Here is a 24,729-nt window from a genome sequence, read left to right on the forward strand (position 1 = left end):
GGGATCGGACGTAAACTCGTGCGGGTGAGCCAGAACGTCTACGCCGACCACGCCGCGACGACGAACGTCCGCCCGGAGGTCGTCGAAGCGGTGGCCGCCCAACTCAGTGTGGTCGGCAACGCCTCCTCGTTGCACTCCGCCGGGCGGGCAGCCCGTCGCGTGGTGGAGGAGGCCCGGGAACAGATCGCGGAGGCCATGGGGGCTGCCCCGTCCGAGGTCGTGTTCACCTCAGGTGGCACCGAGAGCAACAACCTCGCCGTCAAGGGTTCGTTCTGGCATGCCACCGAATCCGATCCGCAGCGCACGACGTTGATCATCGGCACCACCGAGCATCACGCCCTTCTCGACCCGGTCGAGTTCCTCGTCGATCGGGGAGCGGATGTCGTCTGGTTGGAGGTCGATCGTGAAGCGGTGCCCAGTCCTGATGGTCTGCGGGCCCTGCTCGAGCAGCACGCGGAGTCCACGGCTCTGGTGTCGGCGATGTGGGTCAACAACGAGGTGGGAGCCATCGCGCCCGTTCCCGAGCTGGCCTCGGTCGCAAGGGAATTCGGCGTCCGATTCCATACCGACGCGGTGCAGGCGGTAGGGCACGTTCCGGTCGATTTCGCTTCCAGCGGCGTCGACATGCTCAGCCTCTCGGGCCACAAGTTCGGCGCACCTCAGGGCGTCGGTGCCTTGCTCGCACGACGTGACGTCAAGCTCACGCCATTGACGCACGGCGGGGGACAGGAACGTCAATTGCGTTCCGGCACGCTCGACGTGGCGAATGTCCGCGGTCTCGCCGTTGCCCTCACCGCGGCCGTCGCGGAACTCGATGTCGAGGCGAAGCGGCTCGCCGGCCTGCGCGATCGACTGGTCGAAGGCGCGCTGTCGCTCGACCTGGGCATCGCTGTCAGCGGACCGTATGCGCCCGGCGACACCGACCGACGCCTTGCCGGCAACGTCCACCTGCGCGTACCTGATTGCGACGGCGACTCGCTGCTCTATCTGCTGGACGCTGCGGGCATCGAATGCTCGACCGGGTCGGCGTGTCAGGCGGGTGTTCCACAGCCGAGCCACGTCCTGCTCGCGATGGGATTCCCGGAAGCCGAGGCCCGTGGGGCGCTGCGGCTCACGTTCGGCCACACCAGCACCGACGCGGACGTCGACGCGATCCTTGCGTCACTGCCGGCGGCCGTCGACCGCGCCCGACGTGCGCACCACTCCGGACGGGTGCGCTGATGCGGGTCGTCGCAGCGATGAGCGGTGGTGTCGACTCTGCGGTCTGTGCCGCGCGAATGCTCGATGCCGGCCATGACGTCGTCGGCGTCCACCTCGCTCTGTCACAGTCCGCTGCGACCTTGCGGGAGTCGGCTCGTGGCTGCTGCACGATCGAGGACGCGGGCGACGCAAGAAGGGTGGCCGACAAGCTCGGCATCCCGTTCTACGTGTGGGACATGGCCGACCGGTTCCGTGAGGACGTCGTCGAGGACTTCGTCTCGGAGTACCGCGCCGGTCGCACACCCAACCCCTGCCTGCGGTGCAACGAGCGGATCAAGTTCGCTGCCCTGCTCGACAAGGCCCTCGCGCTCGGGTTCGACGCCGTGGCAACCGGTCACTACGCGCGCATCGTGGACGGGCCGAACGGACGCGAACTGCACCGGGCGGTCGACATGGCCAAGGACCAGTCGTATGTGCTCGGGGTTCTGGACGCCGACCAACTCGCGCACTCCTTCTTCCCGCTGGGCGACACCACCAAGCCGGACATCCGCAAGGAAGCGGCCGAGCGCGGCTTCTCCGTGGCCAAGAAGCCGGACAGCCACGACATCTGCTTCATCGCCGACGGTGACACCCAGGGTTGGCTGACCTCGCGCCTCGGCGCCGCGACCGGACCGATCGTGGACGAGTCCGGCGAGGTCGTCGGTGAGCACGATGGTGCTTTCGCTTACACGGTGGGCCAGCGTCGCGGGCTCGGCCTGAAGGTGCCGCGAGCAGACGGCGCCAAGCGCTATGTCACCCAGGTCGACCCGTCGTCCAACACCGTGTTCGTCGGCACCGAGGATCTTCTCGGCGTCGACGAGATCCATGGCAGCCACACCCGCTGGCCCGGCCCCGCACCGATCGGTGAGGTCAGGCTCGGTGCCCAACTGCGCGCTCACGGAGAGGAATTCGCAGCAACAGTGCGAGCCGAGGGGGATGAGATCGTGGTCCGGTTGGACGAACGAACCCGTGGTGTGGCCCCCGGACAGTCCGTCGTGCTGTACGAAGGCACACGCGTCGTCGGGTCGGCGACGATCACCCGTACGGGCAGATCGACCCGCTGACAAGGTAATTGCGCCGATGTGGGATCCGCACACCGGTTGAGTACGTCGGTACCCTTGGCGCGAACATCCGTCGGAGGGGGAGCAGGACAATGCCGAGGAAGTCGATTCTCACCATGGCCGTGACCGCGGCTGTGCTGTTGGCCGGTTGTGGTGGTGACGACGGCGGGCCGACCGTCGTGCCCAACTCCGGCTCGCCCTCGACTTCGAGTGAGTCCAGCACCTCCACAGCTGCCTCGTCCGCCTCGTCGTCATCGAGCAGTTCGACGCCCAGTTCGACGCCCAGTTCGACGCCCAGTTCGACGTCGTCGGCGCCGGCCGAGCTAGCGGTCGGCGACTGCTTGATGTACAGCACCTACGAGAAGGTGGACTGTTCCCGGCCGCACGACATGGAGGTCAGCGCGCTCGTGCCGAACAAGGAGTACGCGAACGACCTGGTGAAGCGGAACGCCCTGCGCAGCTACACCTGCCTCACCGAGGCGGCGAAGTACACCGGCGGTCCGGGATACGGCACGCGCTTCCTGAGCCAAGGCATCTCGGCGTCGAAGGATCCGAAGTCTGCCGAGCGCATCGCCTGTGTCGTGATGCTCTACAACGAGACCGATACCGGGATCGAGAAGGTGTCCAGATCGGTCAAGAACGCGGTCAAGACCGACGGGTTCGAGAAGTATCAGTTGTGCACCTCGCTGCCACCGAGCGGCGACAAGGTGAAGATGGTGCCGTGCTCCCAACCGCACGTCGCGGAGTCGATCGGCGGATTCATCACCGGCAAGTTCGGTGACGCCTACCCGGGCCTGGACAAGCACAACGCGAACATGCTCAAGCAGTGCCGCCCGTACGCCCAGCGTTACCTGGGCGCCCAGCGACGAGACATCGTCGCCTCGCAGAACAGTTCACCGGCTTCCGGTTGGAAGCGTGGACAACCGATCACCGCCTGCTTCGTCGAAACCGTCGGCGGTGTCAAGGTCACCAAGTCGATGAAGGGCATCGGCAACAAGCCCCTGGGGAGTCTGAAGTGATGCGTATGCGAACTCATGCAAGGGCGGGCCTGGCTGCTGCCGCGATGTTGACTCTGTCCGCCTGCGGCGGAGGGGACGCACCGACGATCGGAACGGGACCCGGCACGAGCGGTAACGGTGGTTCGCCGACTTCTGCGACCTCGACGGCGCCGTCGTCGCCCGCGTCGCCGACGGCGTCGTCACCCACCTCGTCCTCGCCCACGTCGTCCTCGCCGACCTCCGAACCGCGCACGTTCGCCGCCGGTGATTGCCTGGAGTCGAGTCGTGACCCGAAGAAGGTCGACTGTTCGCAGCCGCACAAGCTCGAGGTCACCGCAGTGGTGCCGAACTCCGAGCACACCGGTGACCTGGTCAAAAGGGCAGCGTTGCGCAACTACACCTGCCAGGGCGAGGCACCGAAGTACACCGGTGGCCCGGCATTCGGCACGATCCTCATCTCCGACCAGGTGGGCACGTCGGCCGACCCGAAGTCGGGCGAGCAGTTCGTCTGCCTGGTGGCCAAGACGACCGCAGACGATTCGGGATACGAGTCGGTCCAGGGAAGTCTGAAGGGGATCGTCACCAAGGAGGGTCTGGCGAAGTACGCCTTCTGCACCACCGACAAGGCGAGCGGCGATCCGGGCAAGATCGTCCCGTGCACTCAGCCGCACGTCTCGGAGTCGTTCGGCGGGTTCCAGAACACCCCGTTCGGCCCGTACCCGGGTGAGGACAAGATGAAGAAGACCGCCCTCGACAAGTGTCGGCAGATGGGTAAGGACTTCCTGGGCTCCACCCGCGGCGACATCGTGATCTCGCAGAACAGCTCCGGCCCGAACCCGTGGGCCAAGGGCACACAGTTGACCGCCTGCTTCGTGCAGACGGACGGCACGAAGGTCACCAAGACGATGAAGGGCATCGGCAACAAGCCACTGTCGTCGCTGAAGTAGCCTCGTTCGCGTGACCAACTCCCCGGCGTTCAGCGCCATCGGCAGCATGCCGGGCACCGACGTCCGGGAGACGGTCCGCGTGGTGCGAGACCTGTTCGACGGCAACGGTATTCCGTTCCTGCCGGAGCTTCCCGCACGCGGCCCGGGTGCCGACATGATCGGACGTTCTGCGGCGCGACTCGCCGGCCTCGGTGTCGATCTGCAACCGTCCGGCTGGCGACTCACCGATGCGAACGGTCTCGACGCCCGTCGCGCCCAGGCCTTTCTTCGCGAGGACCTCGATGAGTTGGCGGAGGCGTTCGACGGGTACGAGGGCCCCCTGAAAGTGCAGTGGAGCGGACCCTGGACGCTCGCCGCCTCGGTATCGTTGCCGCGCGGCGAACGAGTGCTCACCGACCGCGGTGCCACGCGGGACCTGCGCGAATCCCTGTCCGAGGGCGTCCGTAGCGCGCTCGCCACGGTTCGGCGTCTGGTCCCCGGCGCGCAGTTGATCCTGCAGTGGGACGAGCCGTCGTTGCCTGCCGTGCTGGCCGGGGCGCTGCCGACCGCGTCCGGTTACGGCAGGGTGCGTCCGGTCGACCAGTCGGTGGTCGTGGACGGGCTGTCGGCTCTCGTCGCTTCGATCGAGGACGTCGCCGCCCAGGTGCTGCATTGCTGCGCGCCCGGAGTCCCGGTGCCGTTGCTGCGCCGAGTCCACGGGCTCGATCTTGCCGTGGACACGTCCCTGGTCAAGCCCAGGCAGTGGGACGGGGTCGCCGAACTGGTCGAGTCCGGACGTCGGTTGTGGGCGGGTGCCGTGCCCGCCGACGGTTCGGTCACCAGGCCCGAGCAGATCAGCGATCCGCTGGTGCGCACGTGGCGCTCGGTCGGGCTCACCGGAGCTGACCTGCGCACGACGGTCCTCACGCCCGCCTGCGGGCTCGCCGGCTCGAGCCCGGAGGCGGTTCGGGCGTTGTTCAAGGTACTGGCGCAGGCAGCTGAACGGCTCGGCGAGGAGTCGGAGAGCCTGTCGGGGTCCTGAGGCAGGATTGGGCTGTGCAGAACGAGACCGACGTACCCGAGGCCGCCCGCCACGAATGGACCGAACTGGTCGAGCAGGTCAACGACCACCAGTTCGCCTACTACGTCAAGGACGCACCGACCGTCAGCGACGCCGACTACGACCGGCTGCTGCAGCGGATCGAAGCGCTGGAAGAACAGCACCCGGTCTTGCGCTCGCCTGACAGCCCCACGCAGCGGGTCGGCGGCACGTTCAGCACCGAGTTCGCCCCGGTCAAGCATCTCGAGCGGATGCTCAGCCTCGACAACGTCTTCTCCGAGGATGAACTTCGCGAATGGCTCGCGCGCGCCGAACGCGAAGCCGGCGGCGATATCAACTTCCTGTGCGAACTCAAGATCGACGGCCTGGCGATCAACCTGCTCTACGAGGACGGCGCGCTCACCCGGGCGACCACCCGCGGCGATGGCACCACGGGTGAGGATGTCACGCTCAACGCCCGCACGATCGATGGAATCCCGTTGCGGCTGAAGGAAAACGGTGACGCGCCGATGCCGAAGGTGGTCGAGGTGCGTGGCGAGGTGTTCCTCCCGGTGCAGGCATTCCAGCAGCTCAACGCCGACCTCGTCGAGCAGGGCAAGCCGCCGTACGCGAACCCGCGCAACACCGCAGCGGGCTCCCTGCGTCAGAAGAATCCGAAGGTCACCGCGTCCCGGCCGCTGCAGATGTTGGTCCACGGCATCGGCCATCGCGAAGGCTTCACGATCGAGCGGCAGAGTCAGGCGTACGACCTGCTGCGAGCCTGGGGGCTGCCGGTCACCGAACGTTCGAAGGTGGTTGCGACGCCGGACGAGGTCGTGCAGTTCGTCGAGTACTACGGCAAGCACCGCCACGATGTCGAACACGAACTCGACGGCATCGTCGTGAAGGTCGATGAGGTGCCGGCGCAGCGCGCGCTGGGCAACACCTCCCGAGCTCCTCGCTGGGCGATCGCCTACAAGTACCCGCCGGAGGAGGTCAACACCAAGCTGCTCGACATCCGGGTGAATGTGGGTCGCACCGGCCGGGTGACCCCGTACGGCGTCATGGAGCCGGTCAAGGTCGCCGGGTCGACCGTCGAGATGGCGACGCTGCACAACGCCTTCGAGGTGAAGCGCAAGGGCGTGCTGATCGGCGACACGATCGTGCTGCGCAAGGCCGGAGACGTCATCCCGGAGATCCTCGGCCCGGTCGTCGACCTTCGCGACGGGTCGGAGCGCGAGTTCGAGATGCCCACCGAATGTCCTTCGTGCGGAACGACATTGGCGTACGAGAAGGAGGGCGACAAGGACATCCGCTGCCCCAACTCCCGCATGTGCCCGTCCCAACTGCGCGAGCGGATGTTCTCCCTCGGGTCGCGTGGTGCGTTCGACATCGAGGCGATGGGTTGGGAGGCCGCGATCGCGTTGACCGACCCGGAGCACGGGCGTCCCGACGACGCGTCCGACGAACCCAGCAAGCCGGTGCTGTCGTCCGAAGCAGGCCTGTTCGACCTGTCGGTCGACGACCTCGCCGACGTGCAGGTGTGGCGCCGCCGCAAGAAGGCCGGGGTCGAGCAGCCGGCAGCCAAGGAGCCGTTCTTTTTCACCAAGGCGACGAAGGCGAAACCGGCCGCGCCGCGAGCGACAACCGACAAGCTGTTCCAGGAGTTGGAGAAGGCCAAGCAGCAGCCGCTGTGGCGGGTGCTGGTCGCATTGTCGATCCGGCACGTTGGGCCGACTGCCGCGCGGGCGCTCGCGACCGAGTTCGGATCGCTCGAGGCGATCCGGGATGCGGACGTCGAAGCGCTGTCGTCGACGGAGGGCGTGGGTCCTGTCATCGCCGAAGCGGTTCGTGAGTGGTTCGACGGCGAGGGCAGCGACTGGCATCGCGAGATCGTCGACCGCTGGGCGGCAGCTGGGGTGCGGATGGCCGACGAGCGCGACGAGTCGATCAAGCGGACGCTCGAAGGGCTCACGGTCGTGGTCACCGGTTCGCTCGACGGGTTCACCCGCGACGGCGCCAAAGAGGCGATCATCGCTCGCGGTGGCAAGGCTGCGGGGTCGGTGAGCAAGAAGACCGACTACGTCGTCATCGGTGCCAACGCCGGGTCGAAGGCGGCGAAGGCGGAGGAACTCGGCGTGCCGATCCTCGACGAGGACGGCTTCCGCGAACTTCTCGAGAACGGTCCGGCACCCGCCGATGCAACACCTGATGCCGAGCCCGATGGAGAACCCGATGGCGACTGACATTCGGTTCGACGACGCGCTGCAGCACATCGACCTCGCGCTCGATGGCATGTGCGTGACGCTCAAGCAACTCGGTGACGACCTGGTCAACCAGCGGCCCGATCTGCCCGGCGCCAACTCGCCCTACGTCATCGCGGCGCACTGCTGCGGCGTCATGGAGTACTGGGGCGCGCTCGCCCTCGCCGGCCGCTCGACCGATCGCGACCGCGACGCCGAGTTCGCTGCGTCGGGCACGGTCGCCGAGGCGGTCGCGCTGGTGCGACGCCAACGCGCCCAGCTCGAGCGCGACCTCACCGATTTCGACGGCGCGGCGGGGTCGGTCGCCGAACTGCGCCGCGACCGGTACACGCCGGCCCAGCTGGCCGCCGTGCGCACCCAGGGCGGCGTGCTGCTGCACATCTACGAAGAGCTCGCCCAACACCGCGGCCACCTCGACATCACCGCCGACCTCCTGGCCGCCGGTCGATGACCCGTCCGGTGCTGCGCACCGAGCGCATCGAGTTGCGTCCGATGCGTCCGGAACACCTGCCGTTGCTGCACCACCTCGACTCCGATCCGGAGGTGATGCGCTACCTGCTCGGCCGCGCACGCAGCCCGCAGGAGACCGACGACTTCTAGGGCCCGCGCCGCGCCGACACCACGGGCGAATCGGTCGGCCTGGGCTGGTGGGTCGGCCTCGACGTCACCGGCGAGTTCCTGGGGTGGTGGGACATCGGCCGCAGCTCCAGCGACCCGGCCGAGCCGGTCGACACCGTCTCGGCGTCGATGGGGTGGCGGGTGCCACGCGCCCGATCGCGCCAGGGATTCGCGTCCGAGGCGGCCCGCGAGCTGCTGCGCCACGGGTTCGAATCAGTTGGCCTGCAACGGGTTACGGCCGAGACGATGGCGATCAACGCCGGTTCGCGTGGCGCGACGCGCGCCATCGGCATGCGTCATCTCAGCACCGAAGTCCGCGAGTGGCCCGACCCGATCCCCGGATGGGAGCAGGGTGAGGTGATCTACGGGATCACCGCGCAGCAGTGGCGCAACTACACCCTCTGAACGATCGACACGCGTGAGGCGACCCGGGTCACGAGTCGTAGTAGCCGAGATTGCACACGAGGTAGAGGTTCTGAACCTGTGAGCTCATCGGCAAGCCTGCGGTTGCCCCCGGTGGGCGGTGCGCGTTCTGGTAGTTGGACCAGGCTCGGAGCTGATCGCGGTACGCCCGGCATTCGGCAGCACTGCTCTGTTCGCTTGGGGCGTCCGGAAGGGCTGGTCCATCGACGGCGAACCCATTCGCGTCACGGCGTGCACACGGATCGATGACCAGGTCGCCGACCGGTCCGGGGTAGGTCTGACAGCCTGCTGCCGGGCGGCTGGTGGCAGGGGTCGTCCGTGAGCTTGGGGTGACTCTCACTGTGCTCTGAGTCGCGGTCGGCGACGGCCGGCGGGTCGAGGTAGACGAACTCGGGCGCAGCGTCGACGTGGAACTTGAGCGGCTGTCCGAGTGCACCGACGTTTGCGTTGCCGAACTGGTGCCTGAGCTGGTTACGGTCGACGGCGGCGACGGTTGATTCTGCGCAGCAGTGGAGGACGGGACGGAACTCACGCTTCCTTGCTGTGGCGCTGGTGTTGAGCACCCCACAACGATGAACACCGACGCGAGGGCAACAGCTGACCGCGGCCCGAACCTGCGAATCCCCTTGATACTCACGTCAAGAGCCTAGTCCGGGTGTGGGCGGCGACTCGCCCGGCTTCATGTCCAACGGAGGCATTGGACGACACGACGACCAGCGCATTGTGCGAGACGGTCAGCGCTCGATGGCTACACGTCGGCTGTCATCTGCGGTCGGTGCTCGTGACAGGCTCGCGGGGTGCTGCACTTCACCGACTACGACACCCGGCTGGCGGCGTACGCCGCGGTCGTCGACGACAACGACCGGATCCTGCTGAGCTATTGGAACGGGGAAGGCCGGTTCACGCCGTCCTGGACGATGCCGGGCGGCGGGGTGGAGTTCGATGAGGACATCCCGACGGCGATCGTGCGGGAGGTCTACGAGGAGACCGGGTTCGCGGTCGAGCTGGGGGAGTTGCTGCTGGTCGACACCTGGTTCCGCGAGGAGGGCGAGCGCGGGCGCCCCTTCAAGGCCGTGCGCGTCGTGCACCATGCCCGCATCACCGGCGGCAGCCTCGGCACCGTCGAAGAGGGGGGCAGCACCGACGAAGCCCGGTGGTTCCCGATCGCCGAGGTTGCGGGTTTGGAGCGGACGGCGCTGGTCGACGTCGTGATCACCGCGCTACGCGGCGGCCGGCCCGACTGAGACAGCCGCGCCGGCCACCCGCGAAGCATTGGCGCGCCGACTCAGGTGATCGTCACGTGACCGCGACCGTCCTGCTGGCGTGCCGCGACGATGCTGTCGCGGCCGGCCTGGCCCTGCTCGAGCACCACGGAGAGTTCGTCGGCGCCGATGATCGTCAGCGGCACGATGTCGACCGGCCCGTCGGCCGTCGCCACCTGAGCGGCGCGCCCGGCGGCAGGGATGCCGATGAGTGCGCCCGCGGTGCCGTGCTCGGTGAGCAGGGCATCGGGGATGTCGGTGCCGTCGAGCGGCAACTCCATCGACGCGACGCCGTACTGCCTCAGGTGGCCGCTGATGCCCTGCGTGTTGGCGACGTTCTGGGCGAAGTTCTCGATTGCGGCGAACATCCAACTGCCGCGAAGGTCTTCGAACTGCGCGCCCACCAGGGCCGGCGACTCGATGTAGACCTCGCAACCGAATCCGGGTCCGGTGCCGTCGGGGGACCGGTCGGCGAGACCGTCGGAGGCGATGATCACCGTGTTCGGCGTGCGCACCACGCGGTAGGCCTGGCGGGTGTTGGGCCAGGCCGGGGCCCCTTGGAACATCGGGTTGATCAGGTAGGTGATGACGTCATGGTCGACGTCGCCGATCTGAGCCCAGTAGTCGTCGATCTCGCGGTGACTCCCGTCGTGGTCAAGGTCCCCAGCGGCGTCTGCCGCATTCGCTTGCTGCGCCCCTGCATGGTCGTCCTTCTTCTTCCGGCCGAACAGGCCCATGAGCATGCCTCTCTCGTTACGGGTTGTTATCCGTTGTGTGCGACCCGAGCCTAGGTCGGCTCGATCGAGCATCGGGCCTACGCTGCGGTGGTGACTTCTCCCGACGACGACGCAGCATCGGGGGTCGACGGTTCCCAGCGGATCGATCCCGATGACCTCGCCGCGGCGCTTCGGGTGCTCGAGCACCTGCCCGGCCTGCCCGCGGGACACCCCGACATCGAGGCGGTCAAGCGCGCCTCGCAGCGGATGTTCAACCGGGTGCGCAAGGCCCGACGTGCCGCCGCGCGACAGGAACGGCAGGCGCCGCTACGAGCAGCCGACGAGGAAGTGCTCGCGGCGACGGCAACGGGTTCACCGATGCGCATCGACGACGAGACGAACGGCATCCTGCTGCAAGCCGACGAGCCGGGAAGCGTTGCAGGACAACTGAATTTCCCGCGGGGTTGTTACATCTGTCACGCGAAGTACACGCAGGTCGACGCGTTCTACCACTGGCTGTGTCCTGCCTGCGCGGCGAAGTCGCACGCCAAGCGCGACCCCCACACCGACCTTCGCGGCAAGCGTGCCCTACTGACCGGGGGGCGGGCCAAGATCGGCATGTACATCGCGCTCATGCTGTTGCGCGACGGCGCCGACCTGACCATCACCACCCGGTTCCCTAAGGACGCCGTCCGCCGGTTTCGGGCGATGCCCGACGCGGACGACTGGATCGACCGGCTCACCGTCGTCGGCATCGACCTGCGCGACCCGGCCCAGGTCGCCGCGCTCGCGCAGGAAATCGCTGCCGCCGGCCCGCTCGACATCCTGATCAACAATGCAGCACAGACGGTGCGGCGCAGCCCCGGCGCCTACTCCCACCTGGTCAACGCCGAAACCCTTCCGCTGCAAGACGATTCGCGGCTGCCGACACAGATCACCTTCGACCGCACGAGCCAGGCGCACCCCGCGCAACTGGTCAGCTCCCTGGCCACGGACGCGGTCGCGCACCACGGCAACGACGACACCCATCACGAGGCTGCGGCGCTCGCCGCCGCGGAGTCGGCACGGGTGCTCTCGGCCGGAAGCGCCAGCCTCGAGGCCTATCTCGCGGGCACGGCGGTCGACGCCGGGGGTCTGCTGCCCGATCTGGCCACGAGCAACTCGTGGACCGACACCGTCGACCAGGTCGAACCGCTGGAACTGCTCGAGGTTCAACTGTGCAATTCGGTCGCACCGTTCATTCTCGTGTCGCGGCTTCGGCCGGCGATGCGGGCCGCGGTGGAGGCGGGCGCGCGCCGTGCCTATGTCGTCAACGTCTCCGCGATGGAAGGACAGTTCGGGCGTCGCTACAAGGGCGCTGGCCACCCGCACACCAACATGGCCAAAGCCGCGCTCAACATGCTCACCCGCACCAGTGCGCGAGAGATGTTCGACACCGACCAGATCCTGATGACCGCCGTCGACACCGGCTGGATCACCGACGAGCGCCCGCACGACCAGAAATTGCGCATTGCCGGTGAGGGTTGGCATGCGCCGCTCGACCTGGTCGACGGCGCCGCTCGGGTGTACGACCCGATCGTGCAGGGGGAGCGGGGCACCGATCTTTACGGCGTGTTCTTGAAGGACTTCGAGCCACACGACTGGTGATGCGCCTTTGTGGAGCCTGGAGGCCGACCTGAGCACGCAAGACAGCGCCCTAGACTGATGCCATGCCTTCGCTGTCCCGCGACGAGGTCGCGCACGTCGCCATGCTTGCCCGCATTCAGTTGTCCGACGCCGAGCTCGACAAGCTCGCCGGCCAACTCGAACAGATCGTCGGGTTCGTCGGGCAGGTGAACGACATCGCGGCCGACGACATCCCGCCGATGTCGCACCCGCTGCCGCTCACCAATGTCACCCGTCCCGACGAGGTGCGCCCGAGCCTGACCCAGCAAGAGGCGCTCTCCGGTGCGCCCGCGTCCGACCTCGGCCGCTTCGAGGTGCCGCGCATCCTTGACGAGGACTGAGCGAGCGCTCCACCCGAGATCACCGACCTGCCCAGACCGTCACGATTGGTTCTGACTTGACCGACATCATCACCTCGACCGCGGCCGAACTCGCCGCCGCGCTCGCCCGCAAAGAGCTCAGCGCAGTCGAGGTCACCCAGGCCCACCTCGACCGCATTGCCGCCGTCGACGGCGACGTGCACGCCTTCTTGAACATCGACGCCGAGGGTGCGCTCGACGCCGCCCGCACCATCGACGAGCGCCGCGCCGGTGGCGCCGAACTCCCGACCCTCGCCGGGGTGCCGATCGCCGTCAAGGACGTCGTCGCCACCAAGGGTCAGCCGACGACCGCCGGATCGAAGATCCTTGAGGGCTGGATCCCGCCGTACGACGCCACGCTGGTGTCGCGGTTGCGGGCGGTCGGCATGCCGATCCTCGGCAAGACCAACATGGACGAGTTCGCGATGGGTTCCTCCACCGAACACTCCGCCTACGGCCCGACCCGCAACCCCTGGGACCTCGACCGTATCCCCGGCGGTTCGGGTGGTGGCTCCGCGGCCGCCGTCGCTGCTTTCGAGGCGCCGCTGGCGATCGGCACCGACACCGGCGGATCGATCCGTCAACCCGCGTCCGTCACGGGCACCGTCGGCACCAAGCCGACCTACGGCGGCGTGTCCCGCTACGGCCTCATCGCGCTGGCGAGTTCGCTGGACCAGGCCGGCCCCTGCACCCGTTCGGTGCTCGACGCGGCGCTGCTGCACGAGGTCATCGGTGGCCACGACCCGCTGGACTCGACTTCGATCGACGCACCGGTCCCGCCGGTCGTCGAGGCCGCCCGCCGCGGTGAGGTAAAGGGGATGCGTGTCGGCATCATCAAGGAGATCTCCGCAGACGGTTTCGCGCCGCAGGTGAAGGCGCGCTTCGAGGAGTCGGTGAAGCTGCTCGAAGAAGCCGGCGCCGAGATCGTCGAGGTTTCCTGTCCCTCGTTCGAGAAGGGCTTGGCCGCGTACTACCTGATCCTGCCGAGCGAGGCGAGTTCGAACCTCGCTAAGTTCGACGCGATGCGGTATGGCCTGCGCGTCCCGCCGAACGGCGTCGACAACCCGAGCGCCGAGCAGGTCATGGCGGCCAGCCGCGACGCCGGCTTCGGCGACGAGGTCAAGCGCCGCATCATCCTGGGCACCTACGCGCTCAGTTCCGGCTACTACGACGCGTACTACGGCCAGGCGCAGAAGGTGCGCACGCTGATCGCGCGCGACTTCGCCGCCGCGTTCGAGAAGGCGGACGTGCTGGTCACCCCGACGGCGCCGACCGTGGCGTTCAAGATGGGGGAGAAGCTGGACGACCCGATGGCGATGTACCTCAACGACGTCGCCACCATCCCCGCGAACCTTGCCGGGATCCCGGGCATGTCCATCCCGAACGGCCTCGCCGAGGACGGCCTGCCCAGCGGGTTCCAGATCCTCGCGCCGGCGACCAAGGACGAGCGTTTGTACGAAGTCGGCGCCGCATTGGAGCGAATGCTGTTGTCGCAGTGGGGCGCTCCGATTCTCACGAAGGCGCCGGCACTCGGCGGAAAGGCGGCGAACTGATGAGCGCCCACGTCGATGACGTCGTCGACTACGACGAGGCGATCGCCACGTACGACCCGGTGATGGGTCTCGAGGTGCACGTCGAACTGAACACCAACACCAAGATGTTCTGCGGCTGCGCGACCGGGTTCGGCGCCGAGCCGAACACCCAGGTCTGCCCGGTCTGCCTCGGTCTGCCCGGCGCCCTGCCCGTGGTGAACGAGAAGGGCGTCGAGTCAGCCATCCGCATCGGCCTGGCGCTCAACTGCGAGATTGCGCAGTGGTGCCGCTTCGCCCGGAAGAACTACTTCTACCCGGACATGCCGAAGAACTTCCAGACCAGCCAGTACGACGAGCCCATCGCGTTCAACGGTTACCTCGACGTCGAGTTGGAGGACGGCACCGTCTTCCGGGTGGAGATCGAGCGCGCCCACATGGAGGAAGACACCGGCAAGGCGCTGCACGTCGGCGGTTCGACCGGCCGCATCCAAGGTGCTGAGTACTCGCTCATCGACTACAACCGGGCCGGTATCCCGCTGATCGAGATCGTCACCAAGCCGATCACCGGCGCCGGTGAGCGTGCGCCGGAGATTGCCAAGGCGTACGTCTCGACGCTGCGTGACCTGATCAAGGCACTCGGGGTCAGCGACGTCCGGATGGAGCAGGGGTCGATGCGCTGCGACGCCAACGTCTCGCTGATGCCCAAGGACGCGGATAAGTTCGGCACTCGCACCGAGACCAAGAACGTCAACTCGTTGCGTTCGGTCGAGCGTGCGGTGCGTTACGAGATCAGCCGGCACGCAGCGGTGCTCAACTCCGGCGGATCGATCCTGCAGGAGACCCGCCACTGGCACGAGGACACCGCAGTCACCACGTCCGGTCGACCGAAGTCGGACGCGGAGGACTACCGGTACTTCCCCGAGCCCGACCTCGTACCGGTCGCGCCGACTCGCGAGAGTGTCGAGCAGTTGCGCACCACCCTGCCCGAGCCGCCGGCCCAGCGTCGCAAGCGTTTGCAGAAGGACTGGGGCTACAGCGATCTGGAGATGCGCGACGTGTTGAACGCCGGCGCCGTCGAACTGATCGAGGAGACTGTCGCCGCCGGTGCGTCACCCGCCGCCGCCCGCAAGTGGTGGACCGGCGATCTCGCACGTCGCGCGAACAACGAGGGCAAGGCCGTCTCCGACTTCGGCGTCACCCCAGCTCACATCGCCGAGCTCGACTCGATGATCAAGGCCGGACGTCTGAACGACTCGATGGCCCGCCAGGTCATGGAGGGCGTCATCGCAGGCGAGGGTTCGCCGACCCAGGTCGCCGACGCCCGCGGACTCGAACTCGTTCAGGACGACAGCGCTCTCGAAGCCGCCGTCGACAAGGTCATCGAAGCCAACCCGGACGTGGCGCAGAAGGTGCGCGACGGCAAGGTGCAGGCTGCCGGTGCGCTCATCGGTCAGGTGATGAAGGAGATGAGGGGTCAGGCCGACGCCGCCAAAGCGCGCGAGCTGATCATCTCCAAGCTCAGCTGAACGCCGATTGCATTGTTGCGCCCGGACTCTCGCGGTCCGGGCGCAACGCGTTTCAGCGAACGCTTCGCGCGATAGCGTCGGGCCGTGACCGAGAAGAGCGCAGCCCGCACTGTCGTCAGCGTTGCCCAGCAGGACTGGGCCGACCAACTGACCGACCTCGACGGAGTCGAGTTGGTCGTCTGGGACATGAAGGACGCGCCACCGCGGGACGACATCGAACTGGTCGTGCCGCCGTACATGTCCAACCCGAAGCGACTCGAGCACCTGTGTGAGCTGCCGAGCCTGAAGGCTGTGCAACTGGCGACTGCTGGGTTCGAGCACGCCCTGCAGTACCTACCGTCCGGCGTCGCTCTTGCCAACGGCCGAGGCATTCACGACACGTCCACCGCCGAACTGGCGATCGGGCTGGCCATCGCCTCGCAACGGGCGATCCCGGACGCCGTCCGCGCGCAGCAGTCGGGGCAGTGGCTGCGGCTCGCCGACCGACCCTCCCTGGCCGACCGGAAGGCGTTGGTGATCGGCTACGGCTCCATCGGACGGATGCTCGTCTCCCGCCTGCAGGTGCTGGAGGTCGACTGCACCGTCGTGGCGTCCAGGGCGCGGGCCGGCGACGACCTGGTGGATCGGGTGTACGGCATCGACGAGATCGATCAGCTGCTACCGGCGGCCGAGATCGTCTTCCTGATCCTGCCCATGACCGACGCCACCCGGCACCTCGTCGACGACGAGTTCCTTGCCGCACTCCCCGACGACGCGCTCGTCGTCAATGTCGCCCGCGGGGGCATCGTCGACACCGACGCCCTGCAGCGTGCCTGCGCAGCCGGCCACGTCCGAGCAGCGATGGACGTCACCGATCCGGAACCCTTGCCTGCGGATCACCCCCTGTGGACGACGCCCGGCGTGCTGATCACACCGCATGTGGGCGGTGCGACGACGGCGTTCACGCCACGGTTGATTCGGCTGCTGCGCAGGGAGATTTCTCACTTCATTGCCACAGGTGAACTCAGCAACGTCGTGGTCGTCGGCGACTGAGACCGTGCAGAACGACCGACGCGACCACGTGCTGCGCGTGGTGACAGCAGTGGGCTGGATCGCACTCGTGCAGGCACTTCTCTTCGCCGGGTTCGTCCTCCTGCAATCGACGCCACAGACGCCGTCACTCGTCGTGGTCTCGCCGAGACACACCTGGGCCGGGTACGTCGCCAACCAGATCAACACCGTCGACGGACACCCCGTCCGGGCTTATCTCGGTGGCACCGAGGCCGATGCCTTGGCGGACCTTCGGGCTGACCGTACCCAAGGCGTCCTGCTGGTCGATCCGACCAAGCCGCAGGACTCGCTGACCGTGAGTTCGGCACAGGGGGTCGAGGCGACCGCAGCAGTGCGTGTGGTCGCCGAGGCGGTGCAGCGGGCGTCATCACGCACTGTCGTCACAGCCGACATCACGGCGCCGTCGAGGGAGGACCACGCGGGACGGCACGGGTACCACCTGGCACTCTCCTGGTTGTTCTGCGGACTCGCCTTCACTCTTGCCGTTCGGCGCGGGCACGAGTCCGTTCACGGACAGCTGAGGGGCGTCGCGATCACCCTGGTCGCGGGAGCCCCGGTGGTTGCTGTCTCGGTAGGAATCGCAGCACTGACGATTCCGGCGTGGGTTCAGGACGCGCTTCGCCTGTTCGTCATCGGTACCGCAACCTTCGCTGTTTCGGCACTGCTTGCCCGGGCAGCGCTCGCCCTCGCGGGTCCCGCCGGCCTGGTCGGGTGGGCACTCGCGCTGACGTTCGTCGCCGCCAGTCCGAGCCGAGCGGGTGCCGAAGGGTTCGGACGCGCCGATGTGCTCTGGCAGCCGATCGGGCCGTGGACACCTCCGGGGCTCGCAGTTTCCGGCGTCCGGCAGGTCGTCCAGCTCGGCGAATCATTGTCCGCATCGCACTGGGCGGGCTTCGTCTGGTGGGCGGCGCTCGCAGTTCTGCTCTGCGTGATCGGCTCTGCGAACCGTCCGGGTGCCCACCGGCACGGACGCAGTGACATGCTCTAGCCATGACCACGGACCGCACTCTGATCCTGATCCGTCATGCCAAGGCCGAACCCCACGGTTCGACCACCGACCACGAACGCTGCCTCACCGAGCGTGGCGTCCTGGACGCCCGGGCGGTCGGCGAGTGGCTTCGCGAGAAGTCCCTCAGCCCCGACTTCGTGTGGTGTTCCACATCGACCCGGACGCGCGAGACCTGGGCTGCGATCGTCGAGGCCTCCGGCGTCGGACCGATCGTCGACCATGAACAACGCATCTACGACGCCTCGCCGCGAACGCTGCTGGAGGTGCTGCGCGAGACCCCCGAGAACGCGCACTGCGTCGCTCTGGTCGGCCACGCGCCGGGCGTGCCGGCGATCGCCGCCGCGCTGACCGAGGCAAACGCCGCCGTCGACTTCGTCGACCACTTCGCCACCAGCGCGGTCGCCGTCCTCCGCATCGAGGGGGAGTGGGCCGACCTCGCCCCGGGCGCCACCGAACTCGCACAGGTCTTCGTCGGGCGCGGGTGACCAGCGTCACCCGATCACTATGTGAGACGACCGTCTCACATAGTTGACGGTCGTCCAGGTCGCGGACGAAGATCGACACATGGCACGGATTCTCGTACTTCCCAAGCGCGTCAGCTGACTCCGGTCGGTCGACGCGCTCACCCTCACTGCCTTCGGGCCGGAGGGTTTTTTTCATGTCCGAGTCCGAAATGACCGAACACACGCAGAAGGTGGTTGCCGTGACAGACACCACGATCCGACCCGCCGTTCGACCGGGACAGCCTGTTCCGTCGCCGGCCCAGGTAGCGGCTCGCGTCCCGCAGGGCGTCCAGGAGATCGCTGATGTGACGGGCGCCCAGGCCCTCGTCCTGGCACTCGAAGCGGTCGGTGTCGACACCGTCTTCGGCATCCCGGGCGGAGCGATCCTGCCCGCGTACGACCCGCTGCTGGACTCGGTGAAGGTGCGCCACATTCTGGTGCGTCACGAGCAGGGCGCCGGCCACGCCGCGCAGGGTTACGCGTCCGCAACCGGTCGCGTCGGTGTCTGCATGGCGACCAGCGGGCCCGGTGCCACCAACCTGGTCACCCCGATCGCGGACGCCTACATGGACTCGGTCCCGATGGTCGCGATCACCGGTCAGGTCAACTCGGCGGTGATCGGTACGGACGCCTTCCAGGAAGCCGACATCCGTGGCATCACGATGCCGATCAGCAAGCACAACTACCTGGTGACGGACGCGGACGAGATCCCGCGGGCGATTGCCGAGGCCTTCCACGTCGCCAGCAGCGGCCGCCCCGGTCCGGTGCTCGTCGACATCACCAAGGACGCCCTGACGGCCAAGACCACCTTCCGTTGGCCGCCGGTCGTCGACCTGCCCGGTTACCGTCCGGTGACCAAGCCGCACCACAAACAGATTCGCGCCGCGATCGAGTTGATCCGGGCCGCCAAGCGTCCGGTCTTCTACGTCGGCGGCGGTGTGATCCGCGGCGGCGCAGCCAAAGAGTTGCGAGAACTGGTGGAGCTCACCGGAATTCCGCTGGTGACCACGCTCATGGCTCGCGGCGCTGTGCCCGACAGTCATGACCTGCATCTGGGAATGCCCGGCATGCACGGATCCGTCTCCGCGGTGACCGCGCTGCAGAAGTCAGATCTGCTGATCACCCTCGGCGCCCGCTTCGACGACCGCGTCACTGGTCTTCTGGAGTCGTTCGCGCCCGAGGCGAAGGTCATCCACGCCGACATCGACCCGGCCGAGATCTCCAAGAACCGAGTGGCCGATGTGCCGATCGTGGGCGACTGCAAGGAAGTCATCAACGACCTGCTCGAGATGCTCAAGGCAGTCGACGGACCGATCGGTGATTACGACGCCTGGCGCGAGCGCACCACCACGTGGAAGCGCGATTTCCCGCTCGGCTTCATCGAGCCGGACGAGGACGGCGCCCTGGCGCCGCAGTACGTCATCGAGCGTCTGGGTGCGATCGCCGGCCCTGAGGCGACCTACGTCGCCGGTGTCGGTCAGCACCAGATGTGGGCGGCGCAGTTCGTGCAGTACGAGCGCCCCAACTCATGGCTCAACTCCGGGGGCCTGGGCACGATGGGCTTCGCGGTGCCGGGCGCGATGGGTGCGAAGGTCGCCGAACCGGAGCGCACGGTGTGGGCGATCGACGGTGACGGCTGCTTCCAGATGACCAACCAGGAGCTGGCCACCTGCGTGATCAACAAGATCCCGATCAAGGTCGCGATCATCAACAACAGTTCCCTCGGCATGGTGCGCCAGTGGCAGACGCTGTTCTACGGCGAGCGATACTCCAACACCGACCTGCACACTGCCATCGGTTCGCGGGTGCCCGACTTCGTGAAGCTCGCGGATGCCTACGGCTGCGTCGGCCTTCGCTGCGAGCGTCCCGAGGACGTCGACACCGTCATCCAGCAGGCGATGGAGATCAACGACGTTCCCGTGGTGATCGACTTCGTCGTCGAGCGGGACGCGATGGTGTGGCCGATGGTGCCCGCCGGCGTGAGCAACGACATGGTGACGATAGCGCGCAGCATGGCGCCGGTCTTCGACCGTGAGGAAGAGGGCGAATGATGTTCGGCGGCAACCTGATTCGAGGAGAGCACTGATGGCGCGCCACACACTCTCGGTGCTGGTCGAGAACAAACCGGGTGTGCTCGCGCGCATCGCCGGGTTGATCTCCCGACGCGGCTACAACATCGACTCGCTCGCGGTCGGGCCGACCGAGTTCGAGGAGATCTCCCGGATGACCGTCGTGGTCGATGTGGAGGAGCAGGCGCTGGAGCAGGTGACCAAGCAGCTCAACAAGCTCATCGAGGTGCTCAAGGTCGTCGAACTGGAACAGGCGGCCTCCGTGCAGCGCGAACTGGTGTTGATCAAGGTGCGCAGCGACGCCGCCACCCGTAGCCAGATCCTCGATATCACCCAGATGTTCCGGTGCAACGTCGTCGACGTCACCACCGACTCGGTGGTGCTGGAGGCGACCGGCACGCCGGAGAAGCTCGGCGCACTGCTGGGCGTGCTCGAACCCTACGGCGTCCGCGAGCTCGTGCAATCCGGTCTGGTGGCCGTCGGACGCGGTGGACGGTCGATCACCGACCGTGCCCGCAAGGCCGGCTGAGTTTCCGAAACCCCAAGAACTTCAATCGAATTCGCAACAAGAGGAGAACCAGAAGTGGCTGACATGTTCTACGACGAAGACGCTGACCTGTCGGTGATCCAGGGCCGCAAGGTCGCTGTCATCGGTTACGGCAGCCAGGGGCACGCACACGCCCTCAACCTGCGCGACTCGGGAGTGCAGGTCGTCGTCGGCCTGCGCGACGGCTCGAGCTCCGCGGCGAAGGCACAGGCCGAGGGCCTGACCGTCCTGCCGGTCGCCGAAGCCGTGAAGCAGTCCGACTTCATCGTGATCCTCGCCCCCGACCAGGTGCAGCGCCGTCTGTACGCGCAGGAGATCCAGCCGAACCTCGCCGAGGGTGCGGCGCTGCTGTTCAGCCACGGCTTCAACATCCGCTTCGACTACATCAAGCCCGGCGCCGACAACGACGTCCTCATGGTCGCCCCGAAGGGACCGGGGCACCTGGTGCGTCGTGAGTACGTCGACGGCCGCGGTGTGCCGGTGCTCCTGGCGGTCGAGCAGGACGCGTCCGGCAAGGCGTGGGACCTCGCCAAGTCGTACGCGGCGGCGATCGGCGGCCTGCGTGCCGGCGGCATCAAGACCACGTTCACCGAAGAGACCGAGACCGACCTGTTCGGTGAGCAGGCAGTTCTCTGCGGTGGCGCCTCGCAGCTGGTGCAGTACGGCTTCGAGACCCTCATCGAGGCCGGTTACCAGCCCGAGGTCGCCTACTTCGAGTGCCTGCACGAGCTCAAGCTCATCGTCGACCTCATGGTCGAGGGCGGCATCGCCAAGCAGCGCTGGTCGATCTCCGACACGGCCGAGTACGGCGACTACGTCTCGGGTCCGCGCGTCATCGACCCGCGGGTGAAGGAGAACATGAAGGAGGTCCTTGCGGACATCCAGAACGGTGCCTTCGCCAAGCGCTTCATCGACGACCAGGATGCCGGCGCGCCGGAGTTCAAGCAGCTGCGCGAGAAGGGTGCTCAGCACCCGATCGAGGCCACGGGCAAGAAGCTGCGCGGCTTGATGAGCTGGATCAAGGACGGCTCGTCCGACTCCGACTACGTCGAGGGCTCGGCCGCACGCTGATCAGCACGGCATGCACTGACGGTCCACGTCGTGAAAGCGGGCTTCCCACCATCGAACCCGTGAGTAGCATCGGTTCTCGTCCCACCGTCGATCACGGTGGACGAGGCTGACCGGCCCGGCGAGCGCGCAACCCCGCACCGCCCGGACCTCGCACTACGTGCATTGACACCGCTGCCCCCGCGGGCAGGCGATATTCCGAGGGTTGATGAGAATGACCGAAGAGCAGATGGACGCACGCCGCGCACTCCAGGAGTCGATGGACCTGCGCGACTGATCCGAGAATCTCTCGTGAGGACCGCCCCTCGCCCCACACGGGCGAGGGGCGGTTCTCGTTGCACTCCAACTATCGGAATATGAGACACGCGTACCACCATGCAAGACGCCGATCTAGCATGTGGGCATGAGTGAGACGGGCAGCCGGAACGCCACTGCGGACACCATCGACCTGGCCGTCATCGGCGGGGACGGCATCGGCCCTGAGGTCGTGGCCGAAGGTCTCAAGGTGCTCGACGCGGTCTCCGAGGCCAAGGTGGCCCGCACCGAGTACGACCTGGGCGCGCGCCGCTGGCACGCGACGGGGGAAACGCTGCCGGATTCCGTGCTGGAGGAACTGCTCGGCCACGACGCGATCCTGCTCGGTGCCATCGGCGACCCGAGCGTGCCGAGTGGAGTGCTCGAACGCCAGTTGCTGCTGCGCATCCGCTTCGAACTGGACCACCACGTCAACCTGCGTCCGGCCAAGCTGTTCCCCGGCGTCAAGAGTCCCCTGGACGTGAATTCCGTTGCGCCGCAGGGCATCGACTTCGTCGTCGTCCGCGAGGGCACGGAAGGTCCGTACACCGGTAACGGCGGCGCCTTGCGCGTCGGCACACCCAACGAACTGGCCACCGAGGTGAGCGTCAACACCCGTTTCGGCGCTGAGCGCGTCGTGCGCGATGCGTTCGCGCGGGCGCAGGCTCGTGAGCGCAAGAAGCTGACCCTGCTGCACAAGCACAACGTGCTGTCGTACGCCGGGCACATGTGGCGCCGCACGGTCGAGGAGGTCGGTGCCGAGTTCCCCGACGTCACCCACGACTACGCCCATATCGATGCAGCGATGATCTACCTGGTGCAGGACCCGTCCCGGTTCGACGTCATCGTCACCGACAATCTGTTCGGCGACATCGTCACCGACCTCGCGGCGGCCGTCACCGGCGGTATCGGGCTGGCGGCGTCCGGCAACATCAACCCCGACCGCAGCACCCCCTCGATGTTCGAGCCGGTGCACGGTTCGGCGCCCGACATCGCCGGCCAGGGCAAGGCCGACCCGACGGCGACGATCCTGTCGGTCGCGATGCTGTTGGAGCACCTCGGTCGCACGGACGAAGCGAGGCGCATCGAGCACGCGGTCGCGGCCGATCTCGCCTCGCGAGGAGACCAGGTGCGCTCGACCGCGCAGATCGGCGACACGATCACCGCGTCGCTCGCCTGAGGCCGATCGTCCGCGATGCTGGCGGCGGCGTAATCTGAGTCACACCCACACGTCTTCTCCGCCGGCCCATCACAGCGCGGCGAACCTGCAGGAGGATCCTCGATGTCCTTGTCGTTCAGTTCCAACCCCCGTCAGGACCGGGCGAGCGTCGCCGATCGTGCTGCGATCCTGGCGAACCCCGGCTTCGGCGACCACTTCAGCGACCACATGGTGCTGGCGAAGTGGAGCCAGGACGAGGGCTGGCACGACGCCGAAGTGACCGCGTTCGGCCCGATCCAGATGAGCCCGGCTGCTGCGGTGCTGCACTACGCGCAGGAGATCTTCGAGGGCATGAAGGCCTACCGGCACGCCGACGGCTCGGTCTGGACCTTCCGTCCCGAGGCCAACGCTGCCCGATTCGCCCGCAGCGCAAAGCGATTGGCGTTGCCGGTGCTCCCGGAGGAAGACTTCGTCGACTCGCTCAAGGCGTTGGTGCAGGCCGACGTCGACTGGGTGCCAGAGGCGGCGGACGGCGCGGAGACCTCGCTGTACCTACGTCCGTTCATGTTCGCGTCCGAGGCCTTCCTCGGGGTTCGCCCCTCGAAGGAGGTCACCTACTGCGTGATCGCCTCGCCTGCCGGGTCGTACTTTCCCGGTGGCGTGAAGCCGGTGTCGTTGTGGATCTCCAACGACTACGCGCGCGCCGGCGAGGGGGGCACGGGCGCCGCCAAGTGCGGCGGCAACTACGCATCCTCCCTGGCCGGTCAGTTGGAGGGCATCGCCGCCGGATGCGACCAGGCGGTCTTCCTCGACTCCTCGACGCATACCTATATCGAGGAACTCGGCGGCATGAACCTGTTCTTCGTCTACAAGGACGGCCGCATCGTCACTCCGGAACTGACCGGCACCATCCTCGAGGGAGTGACGCGCAGTTCGATCCTCGAACTGGCCAAGGACCTCGGCCTCGAACCCCAGGAGCGTCGCATCCCGATCCAGGAGTGGAAGGACGGCGCCGAGTCCGGCGAGATCACCGAGATCTTCGCCTGTGGCACCGCTGCCGTGATCACTCCTGTCGGCGAACTCAAGTGGGACGGTGGCTCGTGCGACCACCGCGTCGAGGGGCACAGGGACGAGATCGCGATGAAGATCCGCAAGACACTGCTCGACATCCAGTACGGACGCACCGAGGACACGCACGGCTGGATGACCCGTCTCGCCTGAGTACCCACGTCGGTCGAACCGGTCACAGATCATGCATCTGTGGCCGGTTCGCGCGTCTCGTACGGGAAGGTGGGCGACCGCATCGCGAGACGGCGGACCCACGGCGTGGACACCGCTGCCTGGACGTCGGCATGATGTCTGCATGGCAGTCATGGGACACGCGGTCACCTCCGCCCTCATT

General features: G+C 67.4%; 25 protein-coding genes. 22 read left to right on the forward strand and 3 right to left on the reverse strand.

The genetic code is table 11. The annotated features are described in order from the left end of the window. The first annotated feature begins 18 nt into the window (after positions 1-18). A complete protein-coding gene (locus EU513_RS05135; RefSeq protein ID WP_370447344.1) occupies positions 19-1,221 on the forward strand; it encodes a cysteine desulfurase family protein in 1,203 nt (400 codons plus the stop codon). Next, entirely contained in the window at positions 1,221-2,303 is a 1,083-nt protein-coding gene (mnmA, locus tag EU513_RS05140) for a tRNA 2-thiouridine(34) synthase MnmA (RefSeq protein ID WP_129624831.1), read from the forward strand. Before EU513_RS05135 ends, mnmA begins: the two co-directional genes overlap by 1 nt. On the opposite strand, the gene EU513_RS15780 is transcribed toward mnmA, so the two are convergent. Beyond that, the gene (locus EU513_RS15780) at positions 2,275-2,655 is read right to left on the reverse strand and encodes a hypothetical protein (RefSeq protein ID WP_168990156.1); all 381 of its coding nucleotides are present in this window, start codon (positions 2,653-2,655) and stop codon (positions 2,275-2,277) included. The genes mnmA and EU513_RS15780 overlap by 29 nt on opposite strands. Here EU513_RS15780 and EU513_RS05145 point away from each other — a divergent pair. Next, positions 2,645-3,319: a septum formation family protein gene (locus EU513_RS05145; protein WP_129624832.1), complete on the forward strand. Its 675-nt coding sequence runs from the start codon at positions 2,645-2,647 to the stop codon at positions 3,317-3,319. The two genes, EU513_RS15780 and EU513_RS05145, sit on opposite strands and share 11 nt — an antisense overlap. A gap of 13 nt (positions 3,320-3,332) precedes the next feature. On the opposite strand, the gene EU513_RS16320 is transcribed toward EU513_RS05145, so the two are convergent. After that, a complete protein-coding gene (locus EU513_RS16320) occupies positions 3,333-3,632 on the reverse strand; it encodes a hypothetical protein (protein ID WP_240795939.1) in 300 nt (99 codons plus the stop codon). Between EU513_RS16320 and EU513_RS05150 the strand changes: the two genes are divergently transcribed. From EU513_RS05150 to EU513_RS05180, 7 genes are all read left to right on the forward strand, one after another. Beyond that, the gene (locus EU513_RS05150; RefSeq protein ID WP_240795937.1) at positions 3,571-4,245 is read left to right on the forward strand and encodes a septum formation family protein; all 675 of its coding nucleotides are present in this window, start codon (positions 3,571-3,573) and stop codon (positions 4,243-4,245) included. The two genes, EU513_RS16320 and EU513_RS05150, sit on opposite strands and share 62 nt — an antisense overlap. A 10-nt stretch (positions 4,246-4,255) precedes the next feature. Further along, positions 4,256-5,266, forward strand: coding sequence for a methionine synthase (locus EU513_RS05155; protein WP_240795926.1), 1,011 nt, complete (start codon positions 4,256-4,258; stop codon positions 5,264-5,266). A gap of 14 nt (positions 5,267-5,280) precedes the next feature. Beyond that, positions 5,281-7,509: an NAD-dependent DNA ligase LigA gene (ligA, locus tag EU513_RS05160; RefSeq protein ID WP_370447341.1), complete on the forward strand. Its 2,229-nt coding sequence runs from the start codon at positions 5,281-5,283 to the stop codon at positions 7,507-7,509. Continuing rightward, complete coding sequence (locus EU513_RS05165; RefSeq protein ID WP_205744677.1) at positions 7,499-7,978, forward strand: DUF664 domain-containing protein; 480 nt, start codon at positions 7,499-7,501, stop codon at positions 7,976-7,978. Before ligA ends, EU513_RS05165 begins: the two co-directional genes overlap by 11 nt. Further along, positions 7,975-8,127 (forward strand): GNAT family N-acetyltransferase, encoded by a 153-nt coding sequence (locus EU513_RS16630; RefSeq protein ID WP_129624835.1) that lies wholly within the window; start codon positions 7,975-7,977, stop codon positions 8,125-8,127. The genes EU513_RS05165 and EU513_RS16630 overlap by 4 nt, the downstream gene beginning before the upstream one ends. A gap of 39 nt (positions 8,128-8,166) precedes the next feature. Next, the gene (locus EU513_RS05175; protein ID WP_129624836.1) at positions 8,167-8,550 is read left to right on the forward strand and encodes a GNAT family N-acetyltransferase; all 384 of its coding nucleotides are present in this window, start codon (positions 8,167-8,169) and stop codon (positions 8,548-8,550) included. Between the two features lie 815 nt (positions 8,551-9,365). Further along, positions 9,366-9,812: an NUDIX hydrolase gene (locus EU513_RS05180; protein ID WP_240795927.1), complete on the forward strand. Its 447-nt coding sequence runs from the start codon at positions 9,366-9,368 to the stop codon at positions 9,810-9,812. A gap of 41 nt (positions 9,813-9,853) precedes the next feature. On the opposite strand, the gene EU513_RS05185 is transcribed toward EU513_RS05180, so the two are convergent. Then, on the reverse strand, positions 9,854-10,573 hold the full coding sequence (locus tag EU513_RS05185; protein WP_129624837.1) for a hypothetical protein: 720 nt from the start codon (positions 10,571-10,573) through the stop codon (positions 9,854-9,856). An 81-nt stretch (positions 10,574-10,654) separates the two neighbouring features. Between EU513_RS05185 and EU513_RS05190 the strand changes: the two genes are divergently transcribed. The 12 genes from EU513_RS05190 to EU513_RS05245 all read left to right on the forward strand — a co-directional run bounded on the left by EU513_RS05190 (position 10,655) and on the right by EU513_RS05245 (position 24,548). Then, positions 10,655-12,193, forward strand: coding sequence for an SDR family NAD(P)-dependent oxidoreductase (locus EU513_RS05190; RefSeq protein WP_129624838.1), 1,539 nt, complete (start codon positions 10,655-10,657; stop codon positions 12,191-12,193). 62 nt (positions 12,194-12,255) lie between these two features. After that, the gene (gene gatC, locus EU513_RS05195) at positions 12,256-12,552 is read left to right on the forward strand and encodes an Asp-tRNA(Asn)/Glu-tRNA(Gln) amidotransferase subunit GatC (protein ID WP_129624839.1); all 297 of its coding nucleotides are present in this window, start codon (positions 12,256-12,258) and stop codon (positions 12,550-12,552) included. A gap of 56 nt (positions 12,553-12,608) precedes the next feature. Next, positions 12,609-14,123, forward strand: coding sequence for an Asp-tRNA(Asn)/Glu-tRNA(Gln) amidotransferase subunit GatA (gene gatA, locus EU513_RS05200; RefSeq protein ID WP_129624840.1), 1,515 nt, complete (start codon positions 12,609-12,611; stop codon positions 14,121-14,123). Beyond that, positions 14,123-15,628, forward strand: coding sequence for an Asp-tRNA(Asn)/Glu-tRNA(Gln) amidotransferase subunit GatB (gatB, locus tag EU513_RS05205; RefSeq protein ID WP_129624841.1), 1,506 nt, complete (start codon positions 14,123-14,125; stop codon positions 15,626-15,628). Before gatA ends, gatB begins: the two co-directional genes overlap by 1 nt. Before the next feature lie 84 nt (positions 15,629-15,712). Continuing rightward, positions 15,713-16,660 carry a 2-hydroxyacid dehydrogenase gene (locus EU513_RS05210; RefSeq protein ID WP_240795928.1) on the forward strand — a complete coding sequence of 316 codons (948 nt, stop codon included), beginning with the start codon at positions 15,713-15,715 and terminating at the stop codon, positions 16,658-16,660. Positions 16,661-16,664: 4 nt separating this feature from the next. Next, positions 16,665-17,666, forward strand: a complete 1,002-nt coding sequence (locus EU513_RS05215) for a hypothetical protein (protein WP_129624842.1) — start codon at positions 16,665-16,667, stop codon at positions 17,664-17,666. 2 nt (positions 17,667-17,668) lie between these two features. Then, positions 17,669-18,172, forward strand: coding sequence for a histidine phosphatase family protein (locus tag EU513_RS05220; protein WP_129624843.1), 504 nt, complete (start codon positions 17,669-17,671; stop codon positions 18,170-18,172). A gap of 173 nt (positions 18,173-18,345) precedes the next feature. Further along, entirely contained in the window at positions 18,346-20,241 is a 1,896-nt protein-coding gene (locus tag EU513_RS05225) for an acetolactate synthase large subunit (RefSeq protein ID WP_240795929.1), read from the forward strand. Between the two features lie 34 nt (positions 20,242-20,275). After that, positions 20,276-20,788, forward strand: coding sequence for an acetolactate synthase small subunit (ilvN, locus tag EU513_RS05230; protein WP_129624844.1), 513 nt, complete (start codon positions 20,276-20,278; stop codon positions 20,786-20,788). 54 nt (positions 20,789-20,842) lie between these two features. After that, a complete protein-coding gene (gene ilvC / locus EU513_RS05235; protein ID WP_129624845.1) occupies positions 20,843-21,877 on the forward strand; it encodes a ketol-acid reductoisomerase in 1,035 nt (344 codons plus the stop codon). Positions 21,878-22,277: 400 nt separating this feature from the next. Then, entirely contained in the window at positions 22,278-23,348 is a 1,071-nt protein-coding gene (locus EU513_RS05240; protein ID WP_129624846.1) for a 3-isopropylmalate dehydrogenase, read from the forward strand. Positions 23,349-23,450: 102 nt separating this feature from the next. Further along, positions 23,451-24,548, forward strand: a complete 1,098-nt coding sequence (locus EU513_RS05245) for a branched-chain amino acid aminotransferase (protein WP_129624847.1) — start codon at positions 23,451-23,453, stop codon at positions 24,546-24,548. Positions 24,549-24,729: the final 181 nt, after the last annotated feature.

The organism is Yimella sp. RIT 621 (assembly GCF_004146205.1).
GTDB lineage: Bacteria > Actinomycetota > Actinomycetes > Actinomycetales > Dermatophilaceae > Yimella > Yimella lutea.